25 protein-coding genes are annotated in these 19,846 nt (G+C 35.7%); 17 read left to right on the top strand and 8 right to left on the bottom strand.

Annotation, left to right across the window (positions count from 1 at the left end; translation table 11 throughout):
- Positions 1-7: 7 nt before the first annotated feature.
- Entirely contained in the window at positions 8-1,315 is a 1,308-nt protein-coding gene (locus tag G4D63_RS07835; protein WP_163179078.1) for a DEAD/DEAH box helicase, read from the top strand.
- A gap of 32 nt (positions 1,316-1,347) precedes the next feature.
- Complete coding sequence (locus tag G4D63_RS07830; RefSeq protein ID WP_163179077.1) at positions 1,348-2,235, top strand: deoxyribonuclease IV; 888 nt, start codon at positions 1,348-1,350, stop codon at positions 2,233-2,235.
- Between the two features lie 97 nt (positions 2,236-2,332).
- Here the strand turns inward: G4D63_RS07830 and G4D63_RS07825 are convergent, their stop codons facing one another.
- Entirely contained in the window at positions 2,333-2,587 is a 255-nt protein-coding gene (locus tag G4D63_RS07825; protein WP_163179076.1) for a DUF2624 domain-containing protein, read from the bottom strand.
- Between the two features lie 182 nt (positions 2,588-2,769).
- Here G4D63_RS07825 and G4D63_RS07820 point away from each other — a divergent pair, with 182 nt between their 5' ends.
- Genes G4D63_RS07820 through G4D63_RS07810 form a run of 3 tightly spaced genes read left to right on the top strand, consistent with a single transcriptional unit; the run spans position 2,770 to position 4,783 of the window.
- Positions 2,770-3,543, top strand: coding sequence for a metal ABC transporter ATP-binding protein (locus G4D63_RS07820; protein ID WP_163179075.1), 774 nt, complete (start codon positions 2,770-2,772; stop codon positions 3,541-3,543).
- The gene (locus G4D63_RS07815; RefSeq protein ID WP_163179074.1) at positions 3,537-4,376 is read left to right on the top strand and encodes a metal ABC transporter permease; all 840 of its coding nucleotides are present in this window, start codon (positions 3,537-3,539) and stop codon (positions 4,374-4,376) included. Before G4D63_RS07820 ends, G4D63_RS07815 begins: the two co-directional genes overlap by 7 nt.
- Positions 4,373-4,783, top strand: a complete 411-nt coding sequence (locus tag G4D63_RS07810; RefSeq protein WP_163179073.1) for a Fur family transcriptional regulator — start codon at positions 4,373-4,375, stop codon at positions 4,781-4,783. The genes G4D63_RS07815 and G4D63_RS07810 overlap by 4 nt, the downstream gene beginning before the upstream one ends.
- A gap of 63 nt (positions 4,784-4,846) precedes the next feature.
- Here G4D63_RS07810 and G4D63_RS07805 read toward each other — a convergent pair whose 3' ends face one another.
- Positions 4,847-5,425, bottom strand: coding sequence for a 5' nucleotidase, NT5C type (locus tag G4D63_RS07805; protein ID WP_163179072.1), 579 nt, complete (start codon positions 5,423-5,425; stop codon positions 4,847-4,849).
- A gap of 519 nt (positions 5,426-5,944) precedes the next feature.
- Between G4D63_RS07805 and G4D63_RS07800 the strand changes: the two genes are divergently transcribed.
- Positions 5,945-6,391, top strand: a complete 447-nt coding sequence (locus G4D63_RS07800; protein ID WP_163179071.1) for a DUF456 domain-containing protein — start codon at positions 5,945-5,947, stop codon at positions 6,389-6,391.
- 37 nt (positions 6,392-6,428) lie between these two features.
- On the opposite strand, the gene ispG is transcribed toward G4D63_RS07800, so the two are convergent.
- Both ispG and G4D63_RS07790 read right to left on the bottom strand, forming a co-directional pair.
- Entirely contained in the window at positions 6,429-7,517 is a 1,089-nt protein-coding gene (gene ispG, locus G4D63_RS07795) for a flavodoxin-dependent (E)-4-hydroxy-3-methylbut-2-enyl-diphosphate synthase (RefSeq protein ID WP_163179070.1), read from the bottom strand.
- Between the two features lie 114 nt (positions 7,518-7,631).
- Complete coding sequence (locus G4D63_RS07790; RefSeq protein ID WP_163179069.1) at positions 7,632-7,967, bottom strand: hypothetical protein; 336 nt, start codon at positions 7,965-7,967, stop codon at positions 7,632-7,634.
- A 162-nt stretch (positions 7,968-8,129) separates the two neighbouring features.
- On the opposite strand from G4D63_RS07790, the gene G4D63_RS07785 reads away from it, so the two are divergent.
- Positions 8,130-8,762 (top strand): NfeD family protein, encoded by a 633-nt coding sequence (locus tag G4D63_RS07785; RefSeq protein ID WP_163179068.1) that lies wholly within the window; start codon positions 8,130-8,132, stop codon positions 8,760-8,762.
- A gap of 11 nt (positions 8,763-8,773) precedes the next feature.
- On the opposite strand, the gene G4D63_RS07780 is transcribed toward G4D63_RS07785, so the two are convergent.
- Complete coding sequence (locus tag G4D63_RS07780; RefSeq protein WP_163179067.1) at positions 8,774-9,142, bottom strand: ArsR/SmtB family transcription factor; 369 nt, start codon at positions 9,140-9,142, stop codon at positions 8,774-8,776.
- Between the two features lie 130 nt (positions 9,143-9,272).
- Complete coding sequence (locus G4D63_RS07775) at positions 9,273-10,037, bottom strand: DUF1189 domain-containing protein (protein WP_163179066.1); 765 nt, start codon at positions 10,035-10,037, stop codon at positions 9,273-9,275.
- An 80-nt stretch (positions 10,038-10,117) separates the two neighbouring features.
- On the opposite strand from G4D63_RS07775, the gene G4D63_RS07770 reads away from it, so the two are divergent.
- The 8 genes from G4D63_RS07770 (at position 10,118) to phoU (ending at position 17,568) form a co-directional block, all read left to right on the top strand.
- On the top strand, positions 10,118-10,600 hold the full coding sequence (locus G4D63_RS07770; protein WP_163179065.1) for a DUF456 domain-containing protein: 483 nt from the start codon (positions 10,118-10,120) through the stop codon (positions 10,598-10,600).
- Positions 10,601-10,841: 241 nt separating this feature from the next.
- Positions 10,842-11,453 carry a superoxide dismutase SodA gene (gene sodA / locus G4D63_RS07765; RefSeq protein WP_163179064.1) on the top strand — a complete coding sequence of 204 codons (612 nt, stop codon included), beginning with the start codon at positions 10,842-10,844 and terminating at the stop codon, positions 11,451-11,453.
- A gap of 171 nt (positions 11,454-11,624) precedes the next feature.
- Positions 11,625-12,914, top strand: coding sequence for an MFS transporter (locus G4D63_RS07760; RefSeq protein ID WP_163179063.1), 1,290 nt, complete (start codon positions 11,625-11,627; stop codon positions 12,912-12,914).
- A 207-nt stretch (positions 12,915-13,121) separates the two neighbouring features.
- Positions 13,122-14,075, top strand: coding sequence for a PstS family phosphate ABC transporter substrate-binding protein (locus G4D63_RS07755; protein WP_163179062.1), 954 nt, complete (start codon positions 13,122-13,124; stop codon positions 14,073-14,075).
- 109 nt (positions 14,076-14,184) lie between these two features.
- The gene (gene pstC / locus G4D63_RS07750) at positions 14,185-15,138 is read left to right on the top strand and encodes a phosphate ABC transporter permease subunit PstC (RefSeq protein ID WP_163179061.1); all 954 of its coding nucleotides are present in this window, start codon (positions 14,185-14,187) and stop codon (positions 15,136-15,138) included.
- A 1-nt stretch (position 15,139) separates the two neighbouring features.
- Entirely contained in the window at positions 15,140-16,024 is an 885-nt protein-coding gene (pstA, locus tag G4D63_RS07745; RefSeq protein WP_163179060.1) for a phosphate ABC transporter permease PstA, read from the top strand.
- A 51-nt stretch (positions 16,025-16,075) separates the two neighbouring features.
- Positions 16,076-16,879 (top strand): phosphate ABC transporter ATP-binding protein PstB, encoded by an 804-nt coding sequence (gene pstB / locus G4D63_RS07740; RefSeq protein ID WP_163179476.1) that lies wholly within the window; start codon positions 16,076-16,078, stop codon positions 16,877-16,879.
- 29 nt (positions 16,880-16,908) lie between these two features.
- Complete coding sequence (gene phoU, locus G4D63_RS07735; protein ID WP_163179475.1) at positions 16,909-17,568, top strand: phosphate signaling complex protein PhoU; 660 nt, start codon at positions 16,909-16,911, stop codon at positions 17,566-17,568.
- A gap of 34 nt (positions 17,569-17,602) precedes the next feature.
- Here the strand turns inward: phoU and G4D63_RS07730 are convergent, their stop codons facing one another.
- Positions 17,603-18,112: an endolytic transglycosylase MltG gene (locus G4D63_RS07730; RefSeq protein WP_163179059.1), complete on the bottom strand. Its 510-nt coding sequence runs from the start codon at positions 18,110-18,112 to the stop codon at positions 17,603-17,605.
- A gap of 26 nt (positions 18,113-18,138) precedes the next feature.
- Positions 18,139-18,354 (bottom strand): hypothetical protein, encoded by a 216-nt coding sequence (locus tag G4D63_RS07725; protein WP_163179058.1) that lies wholly within the window; start codon positions 18,352-18,354, stop codon positions 18,139-18,141.
- A gap of 288 nt (positions 18,355-18,642) precedes the next feature.
- Here G4D63_RS07725 and G4D63_RS07720 point away from each other — a divergent pair, with 288 nt between their 5' ends.
- Complete coding sequence (locus G4D63_RS07720; RefSeq protein WP_163179057.1) at positions 18,643-18,831, top strand: hypothetical protein; 189 nt, start codon at positions 18,643-18,645, stop codon at positions 18,829-18,831.
- Between the two features lie 364 nt (positions 18,832-19,195).
- The gene (locus G4D63_RS07715; protein WP_163179056.1) at positions 19,196-19,738 is read left to right on the top strand and encodes a nucleotidyltransferase family protein; all 543 of its coding nucleotides are present in this window, start codon (positions 19,196-19,198) and stop codon (positions 19,736-19,738) included.
- Positions 19,739-19,846: the final 108 nt, after the last annotated feature.

Genomic DNA, 19,846 nt, shown 5'->3' with positions numbered 1-19,846 from the left:
TGAAGTAATGAATAAAACATTATTTGAACAGTTTGGATTTAAAGAGTTCATAAATAATGCGATTGTTGAATTGCAGTTTTATGAACCAACTGATATCCAAGCCCGTTTAATTCCTGCTATTTTAAGAGGAGAGAGTGTAATTGGACAATCTCAAACAGGGACAGGAAAAACACATGCTTTCTTGTTACCCTTACTTAATAAAATAGATCCAGATCGACAAGAGGTACAGGTAGTAATTACCGCACCTACGAGAGAGTTAGCTCAGCAGATTTATGAGGAAGTACAAAAAGTTATCTCATTTAATCCAGCTATTTCAGCTAAAAACTTTATTGGTGGAACGGACAAGCAACGTACGATTGAAAAATTGAAGACACAACCACATATCGTGGTAGGAACACCTGGAAGAATAAATGATCTAATCAAAGAAAAAGCACTTCTAGCCTATACTGCTGATGCTATGGTTGTAGATGAGGCAGATTTGATGTTAGATATGGGCTTTATTGTGGACGTAGATCAAATCAGTGCCAAAATGAAGGAAGATCTTCAATTATTAGTTTTCTCTGCAACGATTCCGGAAAAGCTAAAGCCTTTCTTGAAAAAGTACATGGAAAACCCAAAATATTCACATGTTGAGCCAAAGCAAATAACAGCAGCAAAAATTGAACATTATTTAATTCCTTTAAAGCATAGAAACAAACCTAAATTGTTAGTGGAGTTATGTAAATCGATTAATCCATACTTAGCAATCATCTTCACAAATACAAAAAAGATGGCAGATGTAGTTGCCGATCATTTAAGCGAGAATGGGATAACGGTTGGTATTATTCATGGTGACCTACCTCCTCGTGAACGTAAGAAAATGATGAAACAAATTAATGAAGCAGAATTTCAGTTTGTTGTTGCAACAGATCTGGCAGCAAGAGGAATCGATATTAAAGGCATCAGTCATGTTATCAACTATGAAATTCCATCTGACCTTGATTTTTATGTTCACCGTGTGGGTCGAACAGCCAGAGCGGGCTTATCAGGCTTAGCAGTAACAATTTATGAACCAAGTGATGAAGATGCCCTAAATAGATTAGAAAAATTAGGGATTTCATTTTCAAATGTTGATATAAGGAACGATGAGTGGGTTGAGATTGGCCCAAGAGAAAAACGTAAGGCAAGGAAAAAAGAACAAACAGATATAGATAAGAAGGCAAAGAGCTTTATCCAAAAGCCTAAAAAGGTGAAGCCAGGTTATAAGAAGAAGCTACAAGAACAAACGTCAAAATATAAAAAGACGTTACAAAGAAAGGATTCGAATAAAAGGTAATTCTTTTAGGTAATGATGGAGGAGAGAGAAGCATGATTAAGATTGGATCACACGTGTCAATGAGTGGGAAGAAAATGTTCCTTGCAGCAAGTGAGGAAGCAGTTTCTTATGGTGCCAATACATTTATGGTGTACACCGGTGCACCTCAAAACACAAGACGAAAAAAAATTGAAGATTTAAATATAGAAGCGGGATTACAACATATGAAAGAGCAGGGGATTACTGACATTGTAGTACATGCTCCTTATATTATTAATATCGGTAATTCTCAAAACCCTGATACTTTTGACCTGGGAGTTCGTTTCCTCAGGTCTGAAATTGAGCGAACCGAAGCACTTGGAGCAAGACAGATTGTATTACATCCTGGTGCACATGTTGGGGCTGGAGCAGACAAGGGTATACAAAAGATTATTGAAGGCTTAAATGAAGTGTTAGATCAAAAACAGAACGTTCAGATTGCCTTAGAAACAATGGCTGGTAAAGGTTCAGAATGTGGACGGAATTTTGAAGAGCTTGCCAGGATTATTGAGGGAGTTACTCACAATGAAAAGCTATCAATTTGCTTTGATACTTGCCATACTCATGATGCTGGTTATGATATCGTAAACGACTTTGATGGTGTTTTAGAAGAGTTCGATAAAATTATTGGAATTAATCGGATTAAGGTGTTGCACATAAATGATAGTAAAAATGAGCGAGGCTCCTCAAAGGATCGTCACGAAAATATAGGCTTCGGTCACATTGGGTTTAAAGCGATTAATTATATCGTCCACCATCCATCACTAATGGAAGTGCCTAAGATCCTCGAAACGCCATTTATCGGAGAAGATAAAAAGGACAAAAAGCCACCATATAAAGTAGAAATTAAAATGTTGAAAAATCAAACATTCAATGAAAACTGGATGACAGAATCTGAGTAAGAAAAAACGAGAGAACAGTTTCTCTCGTTTTTTGGCTTAAAGAAATTTATAAAAACGTAGGATTCGATGCAAGGATCTATCGTTAGCAGCTAATATATTATCCTAAAGCCTCTTGGAACAGTTTATTAACCTTCCTAGCAACTTCTGGACTTGTAATCTTGGCAATCTTTTTTATTAACTGAGTTCTTTCAGTTGAATTAAATATGTTAATATTCTTACCTCTGATCTGCTGCACAACTTGTTCAGCTTGTTGATCTGTAATACTAATCTGATGCTTTTTAGCTAGCTTAAGTAATTCTTCCTTTGTCATTCGGTTTAACTTTTGATTCACTATTTTTTCAATTAAGCTCATAGTAAAGTCCCTCCTTTTGCTACCTGATAGTATACGAATACACTTCTATTTATGTGAATGTACAATTAACTAAAATGACTTAAAACAGAAGCATGATGTGTAATTATAGTCATTGAATATCTTGTTTTTCAAAAGAAGCTCATGTATACTAAATCGGAATGATTCTTAAAGTTGGTGAGAAAATGACAGAACAAATGATTGTAGATATAGAAAATTTATCTTTTTACTATAATAAGCAGATGGTTTTAGACGATATATCCATGAAAATTCCTAAAGGGGCATTTATAGGACTAGTAGGTCCTAATGGCTCTGGAAAATCAACGTTACTTAAATGTATATTAGGTTTACTACACCCAGCTGAGGGAAAAATTAAGCTTTTTGAAAAGCCAGTGGGGAAATTTCATGATTGGCATAAGATCGGGTATGTTTCACAAAAAGCTAATAGCTTTAATACTGGTTTTCCAGCAACTGTTTTTGAGGTAGTTTCTACTGGTCTCGTTTCTCAAAAAGGACTTTTTAAACGTTTAAATAGGCAAGATCGAGAGAAAATTGAAGAGGCTATTCAAGCAGTTGGAATGGGTGAACATATTAAGAAAAACATTGGCCAGCTTTCTGGGGGGCAACAGCAAAGAGTATTTATTGCAAGAGCATTAGTTAGTGAACCAGAGCTACTGATCCTAGATGAGCCGACTGTAGGCGTAGATGCACAAACTGTTACAAACTTCTATCAAATGTTAGGGAGTTTAAATAAGGAGAAAAATATCACCTTACTTTTAGTTACTCATGATGTCGGAACGATTACAGATAAAGTAAGTCATGTTGCCTGTTTAAATCGCCACCTTCATTTTCATGGAGAGACAAGTGAATTCTCAAAACAAAAAGAAGTCTTGTCAGAATTTTATGGTCATCATGTTCATGTGCTGACTCATGATCATGGAGGTTGTGACAAATGTTAACCGCTATTTTTCAATATGAATTTATCCAAAATGCCTTTATATCTGGTATCTTAATTGGTGTTATAGCTCCTTTGCTTGGGGTGTTTATAGTGGTGAGAAGGTTAGCATTAATTGCTGATGCTTTGAGTCATATAACATTGGCGGGTATTGCTGCGAGCCTGTTACTTGAGAAGAAATGGGGCGCGTATACATTAAATCCTCTTTATATGGGGATGACCTTTTCTGTTATGGGTTCCTTATTTATTGAGCAACTACGGAAGGTTTATAAATTTTATCAAGAATTAGCAATTCCAATTATCTTGTCTGGTGGGATTGGGTTAGGGGTATTGTTAATTTCATTAGCAGATGGCTTTAATACAGATTTATTTAACTATTTGTTTGGCAGTGTAAATGCAGTTAGTCGTTCAGATATGTGGACGATCATTGGCATTACTGTCTTTGTGTTGATTGTTATTAGTCTTATTTATAAGGAGTTATTTTCACTCTCCTTTGATGAGGAACATGCTGTTGCTTCTGGTGTAAAGACAAAGCTTATTAATTTTATTTTTATTATTATGGTTGCTCTCGTAATTGCCGCTTCCATGAGAGTGGTAGGGATTCTACTCGTGTCCTCTCTAATGACACTACCAGTAGCTGCGAGTATGAGAATTGCTACAAGTTTTAAGCAAACGATTATTTTATCCATTCTGTTAGGGGAGCTGGCTGTTGTTGGGGGACTATTCTTATCATATTTTCTCAATTTAGCACCTGGTGGGACCATTGTTATTTTATCTGTCATAATCCTACTCGTAACAATTACTTTACAGAAATGGAAGGTGATTAAGCAAACATGAACGTTCAAGAAGCAATTGAATTAATGAAGAAAAAAGGATACAAGCATACTGATAAAAGAGAAGAAATGTTACGTGTTTTTGCTGCGGTTAACAAATATTTAACTGCTAAGGATATTTTAGAGAGTATGAAGGATGATTTTCCTGGGCTAAGCTTTGATACGATTTATCGTAATTTATCATTATTTGCAGAGATGGGAATTTTAGAGGCAACAGAGCTAGAAGGAGAAAAGCACTTCCGTTTCACATGTACTACGAAAGAGCATCATCACCACTTTATATGTATGGAATGTGGTGAAACAAAAGAAATTAAATCATGTCCTATGGATATGATTCCGAGTGATTTATCTGGCTATGATATCACAGGTCATAAATTTGAAGTATATGGTAAATGCCCTACATGTATATAAAAACACACGAACTGGAGTATGCTTCCCGATGAAGATGGGGAGCGGGTCCAACTCGTGTGTTTTTTATTTCATATCGTGAAAGTAACGATCCACCCAAATTTGAGCCTCTTGCCAACTATTCATTCTATAAACATTTTTTGGAACAGGGTCTTGATTGTAAGGGGTATTAAATAAAATGACAGGAATATTGCATTCTTCACTAATTTCACAGGCATTATCATGCTTATCTTCAAAAAATACTTCAATCCCATGCCGCTTTACCGCGTCCAGTTTATCGTGTTTTCCAATCAATTCAATGTGGTGAAAGGGAACTTCTCTTTGGGTAAACCATGTTTGGGTAACATCAAAATATTGATTGTTTCGAGCACTTATATAGATGAGTTGATGCGCAGTTGACCAGGTATTTAATACTGACATCACATGCTCGTCAATCATTTTTGCGTTTGAGTAAATGTCTGGCTCATTTGCTTTCATCCACGTGTTGAATTCACTGCTGGAAATGCCAATAATGGAAGATAAATCATAAACGGTTAGATCCTTTAAGGAAAGTTTCAAATTAAAGGATTTGTTAATGTAAGGAATAAAGGAAGTGGGGCAGGTAATTGTCCCATCAATATCTATTCCCAATTTTCTCTTTTGCATATCATTTAACTCCTTAGTTAATCTTTTGTTAAGTTATAGGAAAGTAAAAATTTTTGGAATGCTTTGTTTCAATGGTTTGGAGTAATCTAGCTCCAGCGCCCAGCCAAGATGAAATTGCGATGATCTTTGCAATTTCATCCCACCTCGAAGGGAAAAAGGAAGTACACTTTTTCCTAGGTCAGATACAGTGAAACTTCCATCAGAGATTTTCTGATGGTAGTTGAACCAATCGGGGTCTTACTGGCGCTTTAATTCAAACTAATTTTTTATATTCCTTTAGTTAGCGCCAGTTAGACCGGGATAACCCTGGAAGAATAAAAGGGAAGAGCATCCTTTTTTTCTTCCAGGAACATTTGCTTGTCGGAGCTAAACGGGGCGCTTGCGCCTTTTGTTTAAGTTTACCATAAGTTTTTTAAAGTTTACTACACATCATGTATGTAAATATTTACACCTATAAAAAACATAAAATCCACCATACTAATAAATGCTCCTTAACCAAGGAAAGCGAGGGATTCAAAAATGGCAAACGATACAAACAAGACTAAAGATGTGAAAATCGATGAAAATATTGATGATGCTACAATGGATGAACTCAATTCTAATGCACAATCAGCGGATCCATACTCTCGTGAAGAGTACGCTGCTGAGGTAGCACCAAATGTAATTGACTTTAATCGTCGTGAAAAGGAAACAGTACGTCCTGACACTACTGAGAGGGACTTTAATGAAGGCCTGAATGTTAGTGAAACGAACGTAGATGATGTAACAGGCGGTCGAGGAATTGCTGGACTAGCACTTGCATTATCAATTCTTTCTCTATTTGTAATGCCGATTATATTGGGAGCAGCTGGGATCATTATCGGTTTCATTGCAAGAAGACGTGGCGCAACTACATTAGGAGCATGGGCAATTGGTATAGGAGCGGTTTCAATTATCGTTGGTATGTTTATATTACCGTTCTTTTAGAAGAAGAAAAGTAAAAAAGCTTGACACGATATTCGTGTCAAGCTTTTTGTTGTAGCTTTTCTGCAGCTATTTTATCAATTTCTTTCTTTAACTCTTCAACCATTGTTGCTTCCGGTACTTTACGAACAATTTCACCGTGACGGAATAATAAGCCTTCTCCTCGAGCACCAGCAATTCCAATATCGGCTTCTCTAGCTTCACCTGGACCATTCACAGCACAACCTAATACAGCTACTTTAATGGGTGCTTTAATGGTCGAGATATACTCTTCGACTTCATTTGCAATACTAATTAAATCTATTTCAATTCGACCACATGTTGGACAAGAGATTAAAGTAGCTGCATTTGCTGCTAATCCAAAGGATTTCAGTAGTTCTCTGGCAACCTTAACCTCCTCAACAGGGTCAGCACTTAAGGAAATCCGTACGGTATTACCAATTCCCTTATTTATAATAGCACCTAATCCAGCAGCACTTTTTACAGTTCCAGCAAAAAGAGTACCTGATTCAGTAATTCCTAAATGTAGGGGATAGTCAAATGCACGAGCTGCTTTATCATAAGCCTCAATTGCAAGGTTTACATCAGATGCCTTCATAGATACGATGATATCGTAAAAATCAAGATCTTCTAAGATTTTAATATGATGAAGTGCACTTTCTACCATTCCATCTGCAGTAGGATAACCGTATTTCTCAATGATTCTTTTCTCAAGTGATCCTGCATTAACCCCAATTCGAATAGGAATCCCCTTAGCTTTGGCAGCATTTACAACTGCTTCTACTTTTTCACGGCGACCAATATTACCTGGGTTAATTCTAATTTTATCAGCGCCACCTTCAATGGCTTTTAAGGCAAGTTTATAATCAAAATGGATGTCAACAACTAGTGGAATAGAGATTCGTTTCTTTATTTCTGATATTGCATTTGCGGCACGTTCGTCAGGGCACGCCACACGAACAACCTGACAACCGGCCTCTTCTAAACGTTTAATCTCTGCAACCGTTGCTTCAACATCATGAGTTTTGGTTGTTGTCATACTTTGAATAACGATTTCGTTATTCCCACCGATCGTTAAATTACCAACCTTAACAGGGCGTGTTTTTGAACGATGTACAATTTCACCCATGTTTTTATCGCTCCTTTAGGTTACATATGTATAACCATTTTTAAGCTTAAAGAAATATAAGCCAAATCTATTGTAACAATGTAGTTAAACGAAATACAAGTAGTTTGACCAATCTCATTGGTTATAAAGAGGTACTTTATACTCTTTTCCAATTTGAATTTTTTCTGGGGCGAGCCCTTTATTTAATTTTTTAAAGTCTTGAACAACCTCTGAGATTTCAACGGGTAATGCTCCATTTAGTTGCTGTTCTACAAGTGATAACACGGTATCACCTGCTTTAACCTTTATCTTTATATATTCCTTATTCTCCTGAGTAGAAGTGTTTTTGACATTTTCTTTTGAAGAAACAGCTGCACTAACATTTACGTTTGGTAAGGTTCCTTTGCTTAAATCATAATATATACTATAGGTAACTAAAACAATAAGAAATAACACAAGAAGCTTTTTCATATATAAACACACCTACTTTTCACATGTTTATATCACAATATGGCTTGTCCTATAAAAATATTCTTACTTTATCATCTATTTTGGAAACCTTTTCTATTTTTTAAACGTAATAACATATAAGATGAATGTTATAGTAGTAAATTTCTAAAGGAGTGTGAAAGGATGGATTTCTTACTCATCCCATCTGTCGGCTTTTTCATTTTATTATTGGGGACATTTTTTATTGTCGGAGAGATGTTAGTAAAAGCTAGAGGTATATTCGCAATCTTAGGTTTGGCATTAATCGCTAGTTATTTTACAGTTCATAATACAGGTGACAACTTCATTTTAATTCTTGCACTGTATATTGCTGGACTTTTGTTGGTTTTTATAGACGGTAAATTTGTGAATGATGGAACGTTAGCAATTATTGGTATGATCCTAATGACAGTCTCTGTTGTTATACCTGCACCTACTCTCTTATATGGAGTGTTATCGGGCTTTGGACTTATTATAGGGGCTTTTCTTTCCCCATTATTATTGAAGATTCTTCCTAGTAGAGAGATGTGGTCGAAAATTACCCTTAAGGACCGGCTTACATCAGAAGCTGGTTATAATTCAGTAAATTCTACTCATGTAAGTCTACTTGGTGCAAAAGGGAAGACGGTTACCCCTTTCCGTCCAGTGGGTACAATCGAAATAGAAAACAATCATTATAGTGCTGTTTCTGAGGGAGAATGGATTGAAAGTGAGGTTGAGATTGAGGTCATTAAAGTTGAAGGAACAAGAATGGTTATAAAAAGAGTTGAGCTTTAGCTCAACTCCTCTTAACAACAATTTTCCTCTTCATCTTTTACTAGACCATGCTGATTAGGTTGAGCGGCTGGTCTAAATAAACAACAAAGTTCTTCAGAAAGTAACATGCTTACTTCTTCTTGATTTAAGCTATAGTAGCTCCATGTTCCTTCGGTTTTCTTATGAATAATATTAGCATCTAGAAGAATCTTTAAATGATAGGACAGCTTTGACTGGGGCATATCAATGTATTCTGTCATATCACAAACACAAACAGATCCTTTCTCAGTTAATATGTTCATAATCTGAAGTCTTTTTTGGTCAGCTAATGCTTTAAATTGTTTCTCAAATCTTAAAAATAAAGATTCCTTAGATTGATCATCTACAATAATAGGTCTCAAGTCCTTCACTCCTAAATCAAAAATAATTGATTTAGGTTAATTATAAATAAAATTGTGTTTGTATTCAATAGAATCTTAATTAAAGCCCTTAATATAAAAAATGCCCTCACCTAGGGTGAAGGGCATAATTTTATTTCTTGGAAGGAATCTCTCGTAACGAAAGGTATAGCATCATCAATGTAACAAACCAATACACAAAGTAAGAAGAGATAACCTCTATTTTCAATAAATTCATCAGCGCCAAAAAAGTAACTGCTAGCGTAATACAGTAGGCACTTAAGACCCAAAGTCTACGATAAGGTATAGTCTTTTTTAGAAGGTTAGACAGCGTAAGTCCGAACAAGGCAAATATTGAAATCTCTATAAATTTAATACCTGCTGCAAATATATAGGTTGCTAAAATAATTAAGGCAAGCAGAATAGGTAAAATCTCTGAAAAGGTGTCTATATAATCGGACATGGTCTCCTTTGTTAGATCAAGGTCACCGAGCATGTCATATGGAAATGACTGTGTGAAGTTATTTGAATGGTAAACAAGCTCATTTGAAAGAAAACCAATACTATTATTGTATTTTTCTAATTCATCGGCTTTCCATTCACCAGTAGGATCAAATAAAACATAAGTTCCATTAACGTTATATAAGGTTGGTTCATTCACTTCTGATACTAGCTTTTGATTTTCGATGGAAAAGTCAGGTAGAGTAGTGTCAGTTATATGATTAAAGTCATTAACGCCTTTAACTATATCCATACTGTTATAGATGGAGGCAGGGATAATGGAAAGCAGCGTTAGTAGAAATACATATAATATTGTTTTGCCTATTGTTTGAAAGCGTAATTTTGCGATATCTTTAGGCGAATATAAACTTTTAATCCATTGTTGTAATAAGCTCATTCATGTTCCTCCTTTAAAACTACACCATTCATTTTAACGGAGCAGGTGAAGAGAAACAAGAAGAATAAGGAGTTGGTCTTATGGAGATTTTTTACTGGGCAATCATTATACTACTTTTTATAGGTTCTTTTATTGGGTTGGTATATCCGATTATCCCAAGTATGTTACTAATTGGTTTGGGATTTATTCTATATGGACTATTCTTTTCGTTTGAAGAATTAGGGATATGGTTCTGGGTGATTCAAGGGCTATTGATTGTATTATTGTTTATTGCAGACTATGCCGGGAATTTAATAGGCGTAAAGAAATTTGGAGGTTCAAAGGCAGCGGGTTGGGGGAGTACGATAGGATTGTTAATAGGACCTTTTGTTATTCCTGTAGCAGGGATTTTAATTGGCCCCTTTCTTGGAGCCATTTTGGCAGAACTTATTGTTGAGAAGAAGGGTTTTAAGCTAGCAGTTAAAGTAGGGGTTGGTTCAGTAATTGGATTCTTAAGTAGTACCATTGCAAAACTAGTGATTCAAATCATCATGCTCGTTTATTTCTTTATCGTTATTTTTTAAGGCATATTTAGCAGAATTGAGTCTCCTGGAATAAAAAACAACAACGAACTTAACACCTTTTGTTTAAAGCAACAAAGTAAGTTTGCTATAAAGTAAAAGTAGTCATTATATTTTTGGGATTATGGAGATAATACAATAAGTAAGTCTTATTAATTGAAAAAAACGGTGTATTTTGGTAATCTTAAACCAAGCTGAACATTAACATTAAATGTTCAATACATATTTTTAGGAGGAATTTATCATGGCAAAATATCAATTACCTGAATTACCTTATGCATATGATGCTCTTGAGCCTCATATTGACAAAGAAACAATGAATATCCATCACACAAAACATCACAACACTTACGTTACTAACGTAAACAATGCATTAGAAGGAAATGAAGAGCTTTTAAGCAAAAGCGTTGAAGAGCTTGTTTCAAACTTAGACGCGGTTCCTGAAAATGTTCGTACTGCTGTTCGTAACAACGGTGGTGGACATGCAAACCATAGCTTATTCTGGACGATTCTTTCTCCAAATGGTGGTGGTGAACCTACTGGTGAACTAGCAGATGCAATCACTGCTAAGTTTGGAAGCTTTGACAAGTTCAAGGAAGCATTCGCTGCAGCAGCAACTACTCGCTTCGGTTCTGGTTGGGCTTGGCTAGTAGTAAACAATGGTGAGCTTGAAGTTACAAGTACTCCAAACCAAGATTCTCCATTAATGGAAGGTAAGACTCCAGTTCTTGGACTTGATGTGTGGGAGCATGCTTATTACTTAAATTACCAAAACCGTCGTCCTGACTATATTTCTTCCTTCTGGAATGTAGTTAACTGGGATGAAGTTTCTAGCAGATTTGCACAAGCAAAATAAGAATAACAACGTAAAACGGCTCACCTAGGTGAGTCGTTTTTTTCGTCCTAAATTGTTATTACCCAAAGAAAGGGTTGAGAAAAGCAACTTGGAATTATTAGCTAGTTAGCTTTTTACATATCTGACTACCTCCTGAGAGAAAATAGTAAACATACAAAGGGGAGAAAGGATATGAAACTAAAAAAGATCATAGGTGATGTAGAAGTAACGAGAGACCTAACCCTGCTACTAATGATTGGGGGGTTATATGCACTAAGTATTGCCTTGTCCAATACTTTCGTAAATGTTTATCTGTGGAAACAATCGGGTCAGTTTTTAGATATAGGCATTTACAATTTATCAATTGTCACACTTCAACCAATCACATTTATATTGGCTGGGAGATGGGCAAAGAAAATTGATCGTGTAATCGTTCTCAGGTTAGGCGTGTCCTCTCTCGCGATATTCTTTTTAACAGTATTATTTATTGGAGACCAAGCATCCGAGTATTTGGTGTTGTTAGGAGGACTACTAGGAATTGGTTACGGTTTTTATTGGTTAGCCTTTAATGTCTTAACTTTTGAGATTACAGAGCCAGAAACAAGAGACTTTTTTAATGGCTTTTTAGGCTTACTTAGTTCGTTTGCAGGTATGATTGGTCCGATTCTCGCTGGAACCATTATTTCTAATATGACAAAATTTACTGGTTACTCTGTTATCTTTACGATTTCCCTTATTCTTTTTTCTGGAGCGGTGGTATTAAGCTTTTTTCTTAAGAGAAGACCAGCTCATGGTAGCTTTGATTTTATTCGAATTATTAAGGAAAGAGCCAACAATAACAATTGGCGAATGATTACAAGTGCTAACTTTTTTCAAGGGTTAAGAGAAGGTACCTTTGTCTTTATGATTTCAGTGTTCGTGTTCATTACAACCAATAGTGAGCTTGCACTAGGTAAATTTGGGCTTGTCAATTCTGTTGTTTCTTTTATTGGATACTATATAATCACACGAACAATAAAGGCAAAGCATCGAAAAAAGTCAATCTTAGCAGGTGGACTAATCCTTTATGCTGCGATCTTCCTCATTGTTTTTGAACTCTCTTATGCGCGCCTAATCACCTACGCAGTTGTTATTGCCATTGCTTATCCACTTTTATTAGTCCCATATATGTCCTTAACGTATGATGTAATAGGTCAGAGTTGGAATGTGGCAAAGATGAGGATTGAATACATTGTGGTAAGAGAATTGTTTTTAAATGCAGGTCGATTTGTTTCCATCTTAACTTTTTTATTCAGTGTTAAGTTTTTCGATGAAGAAAAAAGTATTCCGATTCTATTGTGCATTTTAGGAGCTGGACATGCAGTCATCTACCTATTTATCCGACATGTGAATATCAATCCTGCGAACAGAGATAAATCAACCTACTCTTCCACTGTCTCACAAAGGAAGATTAATGACGGTGAAGGTGGATCTACGGTATAAAATTGACATCTTTATAAGGTGTCAATTTTTTTTAATGAAATGATACTAAAAAGACATACTAAGAATAGGTAAGAAATATAGCAATATACACAATTCAACACAAATTTACAAAACCTTTACAATTGGTTTATACAAGATTAACACAAAAGCTTTATTCTAATACTCGTAGGACAAAACAATCAAACACTCTTTAGGGGGAATTACGTAATGAAAAGCTTCAAAAGCTTACTTTTACTACTAGTTATGACAACATTAGTTGTATTCGCAGCTGCATGTGGTGGCGGAGATGAAGCTGGTGGCGGTGACGAATTAGGTGGCAGTGTCGTAGTTGATGGATCTGGAACTGTATATCCATTCATGGCATTGATGGCTGAAAACTACATGGGTGAACAAGACGTATCAGTAGAAGTAAGTCGTGCTGGGACAAGTGCTGGTTTCAAGAAATTCCTAGTGGCTGAGAACGGAACAGATTTTAATAATGCTTCTCGTCAGATTAAGGAAGAGGAATTAGCTACTGCTGAAGAACTTGGACTTGAAGTGAAAGAGTTAAAGATTGCTTTAGATGGATTAACATTTGTTATTAATAAAGAAAACGAGTGGGCGAAAGAGCTTACAGAACAAGAAATTATTGATATTTTCTTAGCAAGTGGTGGAAAGCAGAATTGGTCTGATGTACGACCTGATTTCCCAGCAGAGGAAATTAAAAAGTATGGTCCAAACGAAAACCACGGAACGTATGAGTTCTTCTTTGAGAATATTTTAGATAAACAAGACTTAGATCCAAACACAAACCTTCAACAAGATTATGGTACGCTAGTTGATCTTGTTTCTAAAGATAAAAATGCAATTGCATTCTTCGGTTATGGATATTATGAAAACAATCTAGATGAGCTAACAGCTGTAAGTGTTGACTTTGGAAATGGTGCAGTAGCGCCTTCTCTTGAAACAATTAAGGAAGACGGAGCTTATGCAAACTTTACACGCCCGGTATATACGTATCTAAATGTAGGAAATGCAAAGGAAAAAGCTCAGGTGTTAGACTATGCGATCTACACAATGAACAATGCACCTACAGTTGCAGAAGAAACTGGATTTGCTCCATTAACTCAAGAAGAAGTAGACGCAACAGTTGCGGAACTTGAAGCACTTAAACAAAAGTAAATATATTTAAGAAGGTGAGGGCATATAAAGCCACTCATCTTCTGCCTGTTTTTTTATGATCGATTATTTTCTCCTTATAAATATGTAAGGATGAAAGGGGCTTTTAAAAATGGAAAAATCCTTGGTTGAAGATAAAGATAAAACCAGTGTAAGACAGATGATTCAAGAAAACAAACAAAAGGTAAATGTATCGACGATTACAGAAAAAATCATGCCGAAATTATTACTTACTATCGCCATTATATCGATCCTTACCACAATTGGCATTGTATTCACATTATTGTTTGAAACAATTGCATTCTTTAGTGAAGTTCCTTTTATTGAATTTTTCACAGGGACGGTATTAAAGCCATTAGGTGAGAATGCACAATTTGGTGTATTACCTTTACTAACAGGAACCATCATTTCTTCAACAATTGCTATGTTTGTAGCCATTCCAGTTGGATTAATGACGGCTATTTATCTTAGTGAATATGCTTCAAACCGTGTAAGAAAGGCATTAAAGCCTTTATTAGAGATATTAGCGGGAATTCCAACGATTGTTTACGGATTTTTCGCCTTCACATTTGTAACTCCTCTTTTACGAGCGATTATACCTGGGCTTGAGCCAACTAATATTTTAAGTCCTGGAATCGTAATGGGAATTATGATTATCCCTATGGTTGCATCATTATCTGAGGATGCAATGAGTTCTGTACCTAATGCGATGAGAGAAGGGGCATTAGGATTAGGTGCTACAAAATTAGAGGTTACATGGAGAGTTGTAATACCAGCTGCCATGTCAGGTATAGTTGCTTCCTTTGTACTCGGTATTTCACGAGCAATTGGAGAAACAATGATCGTAACAATTGCAAGTGGAAGCTCCAAAAACTTCACATTCGATATCACTCAATCTATGCAAACCATGACAGCTTATATTGTTGAGGTTACAGGTGGGGATGCACCAGCAGGCTCTACGCTTTACTATAGCTTATATGCTGTTGCAATGACTTTGTTTGTCTTTACACTTATTATGAATTTAATAGCTCAGTATATCTCTCGTAGGTTTAGGGAGGAATATTAAAATGAAATATGTAAATCCTGAACAAGTTCAAAAGAAGATGAATTCCAGACTTATGACAAACAATTTGGCAAAAACACTGTTCTTTCTCTCTACCATTTTTGGTCTAATTGTTTTAGTTGTATTATTCTATCGTGTAATTTCACAAGGAATGGGCTGGATTGATTTAGGTTTTTTGACTAATAAGCTTTCAACTGATCCAGAAAGAGCTGGGATTATGGGAGCCATATTGGGAACATTGTGGCTTATGGCTGTTGTTGCCCCAATTACAATGTTACTTGGTGTTGGAACTGCCATATATCTAGAAGAATATGCAAAAAAAGGTCGTTTACAAGCCTTTATCCAGACGAATATTTCAAACCTTGCAGGTGTTCCTTCGATTGTTTTCGGGATCCTTGGTTTAACGGTTTTTGTTCGAACATTTGAATTAGGTGCAATTATTTTGGCGGGTGGAATGACGATGTCATTACTAGTCCTACCAGTTGTAGTAGTTGCTAGTCAGGAAGCAATCAGAGCAGTACCTCAGTTTTTAAGAGAAGCGTCATATGGTATGGGAGCAACAAAGTGGCAAACCATTAAAAACGTAGTTTTACCTGCAGCTTTACCAGGAATTTTAACAGGAGTAATCTTAGCTCTTTCCCGGGCAATAGGTGAGACAGCACCATTAGTTGTAATAGGGATTCCTGCTTTATTAATTCCACTACCAGAAGGTGTGTTAGATAAGTTTACAGTTTTACCAATGCAAATTTATTATTGGACCATTGATGCTGCACTTGTTGATGAGTATGCTAACCTAGCTGCAGCGACGATCGTTATATTATTACTAGTTCTATTCATTATGAATTCCATAGCGGTAATTATTAGAAATAAGTTTCAAAGAAGATTTTAAATTTTAGGAGGGGGTCTTGGCATGGCAGTTCTTACAGACAAAGAGACTAAGATGAAGCCTGAAGTAAAAAAGCAGGATACAACAATAACACAATCAACAAAAAGGATTGTATATGATACAAAGGATTTAAATCTTTGGTATGGTGAAGATCATGCGTTAAAGAATATAAACCTTGCTATACATGAAAATGAAGTAACAGCTATTATCGGACCATCTGGCTGTGGTAAATCAACGTATATAAAAACGTTAAATCGAATGGTTGAACTCATTCCTATTGTTAAGATTTCAGGAGATATCCTTTATAGAGAAAGAAGTATACTTGATAAATCCTTTAAAGTAGAAGACTTAAGAACTAGAGTTGGAATGGTATTCCAAAAGCCTAATCCATTTCCGAAATCAATTTATGAAAATATTGCTTACGGTCCCAAAATCCATGGCATTCGTAATAAAAAGGTCTTGGATGAGATCGTTGAGAGAAGCTTAAAAGGTGCTGCTATTTGGAATGAAGTAAAGGATCGTCTGCATGAAAATGCCTATGGTTTATCTGGTGGACAGCAGCAACGTCTTTGTATTGCAAGATGCTTAGCGATTGAGCCAGATGTTATTCTTATGGATGAGCCAACTTCAGCACTTGACCCTATTTCTACATTAAAGGTAGAAGAGTTAATACAGGAACTGAAAAAGGATTATAGTATTATCATTGTTACACATAACATGCAGCAGGCTGCACGTATCTCCGATAAGACAGCTTTCTTCTTAAGCGGAGAAGTAGTTGAATTTGGAGCAACTGATACAATCTTCTCAAACCCTCATGATAAGAGAACAGAAGATTATATTACCGGTAGGTTTGGATAAAACAATAAGAAGATAAGTTGGTGAATGAATTGACAGTACGTGAACGATTTCAATTTGATTTAGATAAGTTAACAGAAAAGCTTTTAGAGCTAGGTAGACTTACTGAACAGGCTCATGAAACAGCAATGACTGCTCTTCTAGAACAAGATATTGAAAAAGCATTATTGGTGATTGAGAACGACAATAGAATCGACAAGCTTGAAGAGGAAATTAATGATTTCGCTATACTTCTAATTGCAAAACAGGCTCCAGTTGCTGTAGATTTACGTAGAGTAATTGTTGCAATCAAAATGGCAACGGACATTGAAAGAATGGCAGATCATGCAGTAAACATTGCGAAGTCAACGATTAGAATTGGCTCTGAAAAATTAATAAAGCCATTAGAGGACATTCCTAGAATGCACCGTCAAGCCATGGAAATGCTTAGAGATTCGTTAAAAGCATACGCTGAACAAGATTTACTTTTAGCGAAGAAAATTTCTGAATTAGATGATAAAGTGGACGATTTGTATGGTGTGATTACCAAAGAATTACTTTCTATGATGCCGAAACATCCAGAGGCAATTGCTCAAATCACACAGCTTGCTTTTGTGGCTAGATACATTGAACGTACAGCCGATCACGCAACCAATATATCGGAAAATATTTTCTACCTAGTAAAGGGTCAGCATTACGATTTAAATGCGTAAGAACAAATAGAAAAATCCTTAGTCTAAAAATAGACTAAGGATTTTTTGTAATAACTCGAGCTATTTCCTCTACACTCATTGCACTTGATAATTCAAATTCCCCAACTTGAATCGAGCCTTCCCAGCCTTGATCCTTAAGATAAGTTGCAAGTTGAGTGCGATCTTCGATAATCTTCATTTCTTCTAGCCTTTCCGTAATCTCCGGAACTGTCATTCCTTGTTGAATGCTTAATAAAAAAATAACCTCTTTATTGGCTGTTTCGCTCTCTTCTGTTTGAGTCTCAGCAGGTTCTTGCTTATCAGCCTCTTCAAGGCTATGAGTAAGCTCTTGATGTTCCTCTTCTAGTTGTTTTAAACGATCATACTCTTTATCGGTGATGATGGTTTGATTGTTTTCATTTAAAAAATTAGCTATAACTTCTTCATTTAACACTTGTTTTGGAGATTTGGTGTCTTCTCCCTCTATTGTATAAAATGCAACAGTGAGTAGTGCAGTAGTAATAAGAATGCCAACAGCTAATCCTTGTAAAAACCCTTTGCTCATAAGTAACCTCTCATTTGTAAGAAACTTTATTTCTTAAATGTATTTTGAAGTTCATCATTATGAAATAATAGTTCTTCTTCAAGTATTTTTATTCTTTTCTTCATCTGATAGTTTTCTTGCATCATGGTTAAAGATAATTGCTCAAGTTGTTCTTCAAGGTCTTTTACCTTATCTCGTTTAAAAAAAGTTAAAAATAATAGCAAGATGGCAAACGAGAATAGACCTATTAAAATATAGACCATTATTTCACCTCTAGGTTATTGAAATTCATTTTTTATTCTTCTCATTTATATCATATTAGTAGTAAAAGGAGAAATCATATATGCTGTTAGTCTAGGTTCGCTTAGATTTATCTTATACCATTTCTTCTTTTTTATTTATAGGTTGAGTTCGTTACAGGACATTCGCTTTCCACGGGACGTGCGGTGAGACCTTGAAAGAGGAAACGACACGGTATTTATGATTAATCGGTTCATATGTATGTTAAACAGTATATTACCTCAAACTACTAACAGAGGAGGGAAGTAAAAATGACTAATGAACCAAAAGGTGAATTTCAGCAGGATGAAGAAGCTGTTAGAGCTAATGAAAAAATAAATGAAGATTTTTATGAAAATAAAAGAAACTTAGCGGGAGTATCCCCAGCCTTATTACTAAACAATGCACCAATCGTTGATACGGATGATCTTTATTATTTAGACCAAAATGAAGAGAAATGATTATAGCAGTAAACGCCTATCTAATTTGATAGGTTTTTTTGATTAGGCTGTGTTAAAGGCCAGTGTTGATTGTAGTGGAAGGACGCGAGTGTAAAAGAACCTCTACTAAAGGCTACCACGTCCTGTGGCAAACGTAGAGGTCAGCACATCCTGTGCAAGCGCGGGAGAGCGGCTCACGGACTCTCCCGCGGAAAGCGAGTATCCTGTACGCAGCCTTGATTAAATCTCTCTTTTAGAGCAAGACTTTATCCTGAGAAAACGATATCCTAAGAAAAAGAGACATGTATGTACAATCATTTTAAATGGGTGTAGTCTGTTAGGAGAAAAGAGATTTTTCAAAGGAACTGTATCAAGGAGAATTGACATGCTAAAAACATTATCTCAAATTGGTGAGAAGTTAAGTGACAAGGGAATTACCTGGGGAGTTGGTGGTTCGCTTTTACTTAATTTTTATAATATAATCGATCAACCCAATGATATAGATATATTGGTTGATGAAGAAGATGCTGCAGAGTTAAATAAGATAATGTTATCTCTTGGTCATCCCAAAGAAGCGGTAACCTCTTACCCTTTCTGTACAGTGAATTTTTCTAAATATAGATTAAATGACATAGATCTTGATGTCATGGCGGGATTTTCGATACAACATGCTGAAGGGATTTATAAAATTACCTTAAAAGGAAAATCAATTGTAGGTTATAAGAGAATAAAAGGAGTATCTATTCCTTTATGTTCACTTGAGGATTGGTATATCCTTTATTGGCTCATTCCGGACAAACAAGAAAAAGCACTGCATATTGAAAAATATTTCAAAACAAATGGAGTAAAATATCCACAACTATTGGAAGAAGCTCTAAAACAGAACTTACCGATGGAAGTAAAAAATCGGGTGAAAAGTTTGCTATAAGAAATTGAAACTAGCTTGGTCATGGACTGAGCTAGTTTTTTGTAGAGAGTTCATGTAAGCGCTATATTCTGCAGTTTTTTTTCTAATTTTAATAAATATCGACGAGAT

This window comes from Bacillus mesophilus, assembly GCF_011008845.1.
GTDB lineage: Bacteria > Bacillota > Bacilli > Bacillales > SA4 > Bacillus_BS > Bacillus_BS mesophilus.
Note: the sequence above shows the minus strand (reverse complement) of the source record. Positions and strands in the feature narration are given on the sequence as shown.

Excerpts from the sequence above, each read along its gene's own strand:
- G4D63_RS07835 (WP_163179078.1), top strand. The coding sequence starts at position 8 with ATGAATAAAACATTATTTGAACAGTTTGGATTTAAAGAGTTCATAAAT.
- G4D63_RS07830 (WP_163179077.1), top strand. The coding sequence starts at position 1,348 with ATGATTAAGATTGGATCACACGTGTCAATGAGTGGGAAGAAAATGTTC.
- G4D63_RS07825 (WP_163179076.1), bottom strand. The coding sequence starts at position 2,587 with ATGAGCTTAATTGAAAAAATAGTGAATCAAAAGTTAAACCGAATGACA.
- G4D63_RS07820 (WP_163179075.1), top strand. The coding sequence starts at position 2,770 with ATGACAGAACAAATGATTGTAGATATAGAAAATTTATCTTTTTACTAT.
- G4D63_RS07815 (WP_163179074.1), top strand. The coding sequence starts at position 3,537 with ATGTTAACCGCTATTTTTCAATATGAATTTATCCAAAATGCCTTTATA.
- G4D63_RS07810 (WP_163179073.1), top strand. The coding sequence starts at position 4,373 with ATGAACGTTCAAGAAGCAATTGAATTAATGAAGAAAAAAGGATACAAG.
- G4D63_RS07805 (WP_163179072.1), bottom strand. The coding sequence starts at position 5,425 with ATGCAAAAGAGAAAATTGGGAATAGATATTGATGGGACAATTACCTGC.
- G4D63_RS07800 (WP_163179071.1), top strand. The coding sequence starts at position 5,945 with ATGGCAAACGATACAAACAAGACTAAAGATGTGAAAATCGATGAAAAT.
- ispG (WP_163179070.1), bottom strand. The coding sequence starts at position 7,517 with ATGGGTGAAATTGTACATCGTTCAAAAACACGCCCTGTTAAGGTTGGT.
- G4D63_RS07790 (WP_163179069.1), bottom strand. The coding sequence starts at position 7,967 with ATGAAAAAGCTTCTTGTGTTATTTCTTATTGTTTTAGTTACCTATAGT.
- G4D63_RS07785 (WP_163179068.1), top strand. The coding sequence starts at position 8,130 with ATGGATTTCTTACTCATCCCATCTGTCGGCTTTTTCATTTTATTATTG.
- G4D63_RS07775 (WP_163179066.1), bottom strand. The coding sequence starts at position 10,037 with ATGAGCTTATTACAACAATGGATTAAAAGTTTATATTCGCCTAAAGAT.
- G4D63_RS07770 (WP_163179065.1), top strand. The coding sequence starts at position 10,118 with ATGGAGATTTTTTACTGGGCAATCATTATACTACTTTTTATAGGTTCT.
- sodA (WP_163179064.1), top strand. The coding sequence starts at position 10,842 with ATGGCAAAATATCAATTACCTGAATTACCTTATGCATATGATGCTCTT.
- G4D63_RS07760 (WP_163179063.1), top strand. The coding sequence starts at position 11,625 with ATGAAACTAAAAAAGATCATAGGTGATGTAGAAGTAACGAGAGACCTA.
- G4D63_RS07755 (WP_163179062.1), top strand. The coding sequence starts at position 13,122 with ATGAAAAGCTTCAAAAGCTTACTTTTACTACTAGTTATGACAACATTA.
- pstC (WP_163179061.1), top strand. The coding sequence starts at position 14,185 with ATGGAAAAATCCTTGGTTGAAGATAAAGATAAAACCAGTGTAAGACAG.
- pstA (WP_163179060.1), top strand. The coding sequence starts at position 15,140 with ATGAAATATGTAAATCCTGAACAAGTTCAAAAGAAGATGAATTCCAGA.
- pstB (WP_163179476.1), top strand. The coding sequence starts at position 16,076 with ATGAAGCCTGAAGTAAAAAAGCAGGATACAACAATAACACAATCAACA.
- G4D63_RS07730 (WP_163179059.1), bottom strand. The coding sequence starts at position 18,112 with ATGAGCAAAGGGTTTTTACAAGGATTAGCTGTTGGCATTCTTATTACT.
- G4D63_RS07725 (WP_163179058.1), bottom strand. The coding sequence starts at position 18,354 with ATGGTCTATATTTTAATAGGTCTATTCTCGTTTGCCATCTTGCTATTA.
- G4D63_RS07720 (WP_163179057.1), top strand. The coding sequence starts at position 18,643 with ATGACTAATGAACCAAAAGGTGAATTTCAGCAGGATGAAGAAGCTGTT.
- G4D63_RS07715 (WP_163179056.1), top strand. The coding sequence starts at position 19,196 with ATGCTAAAAACATTATCTCAAATTGGTGAGAAGTTAAGTGACAAGGGA.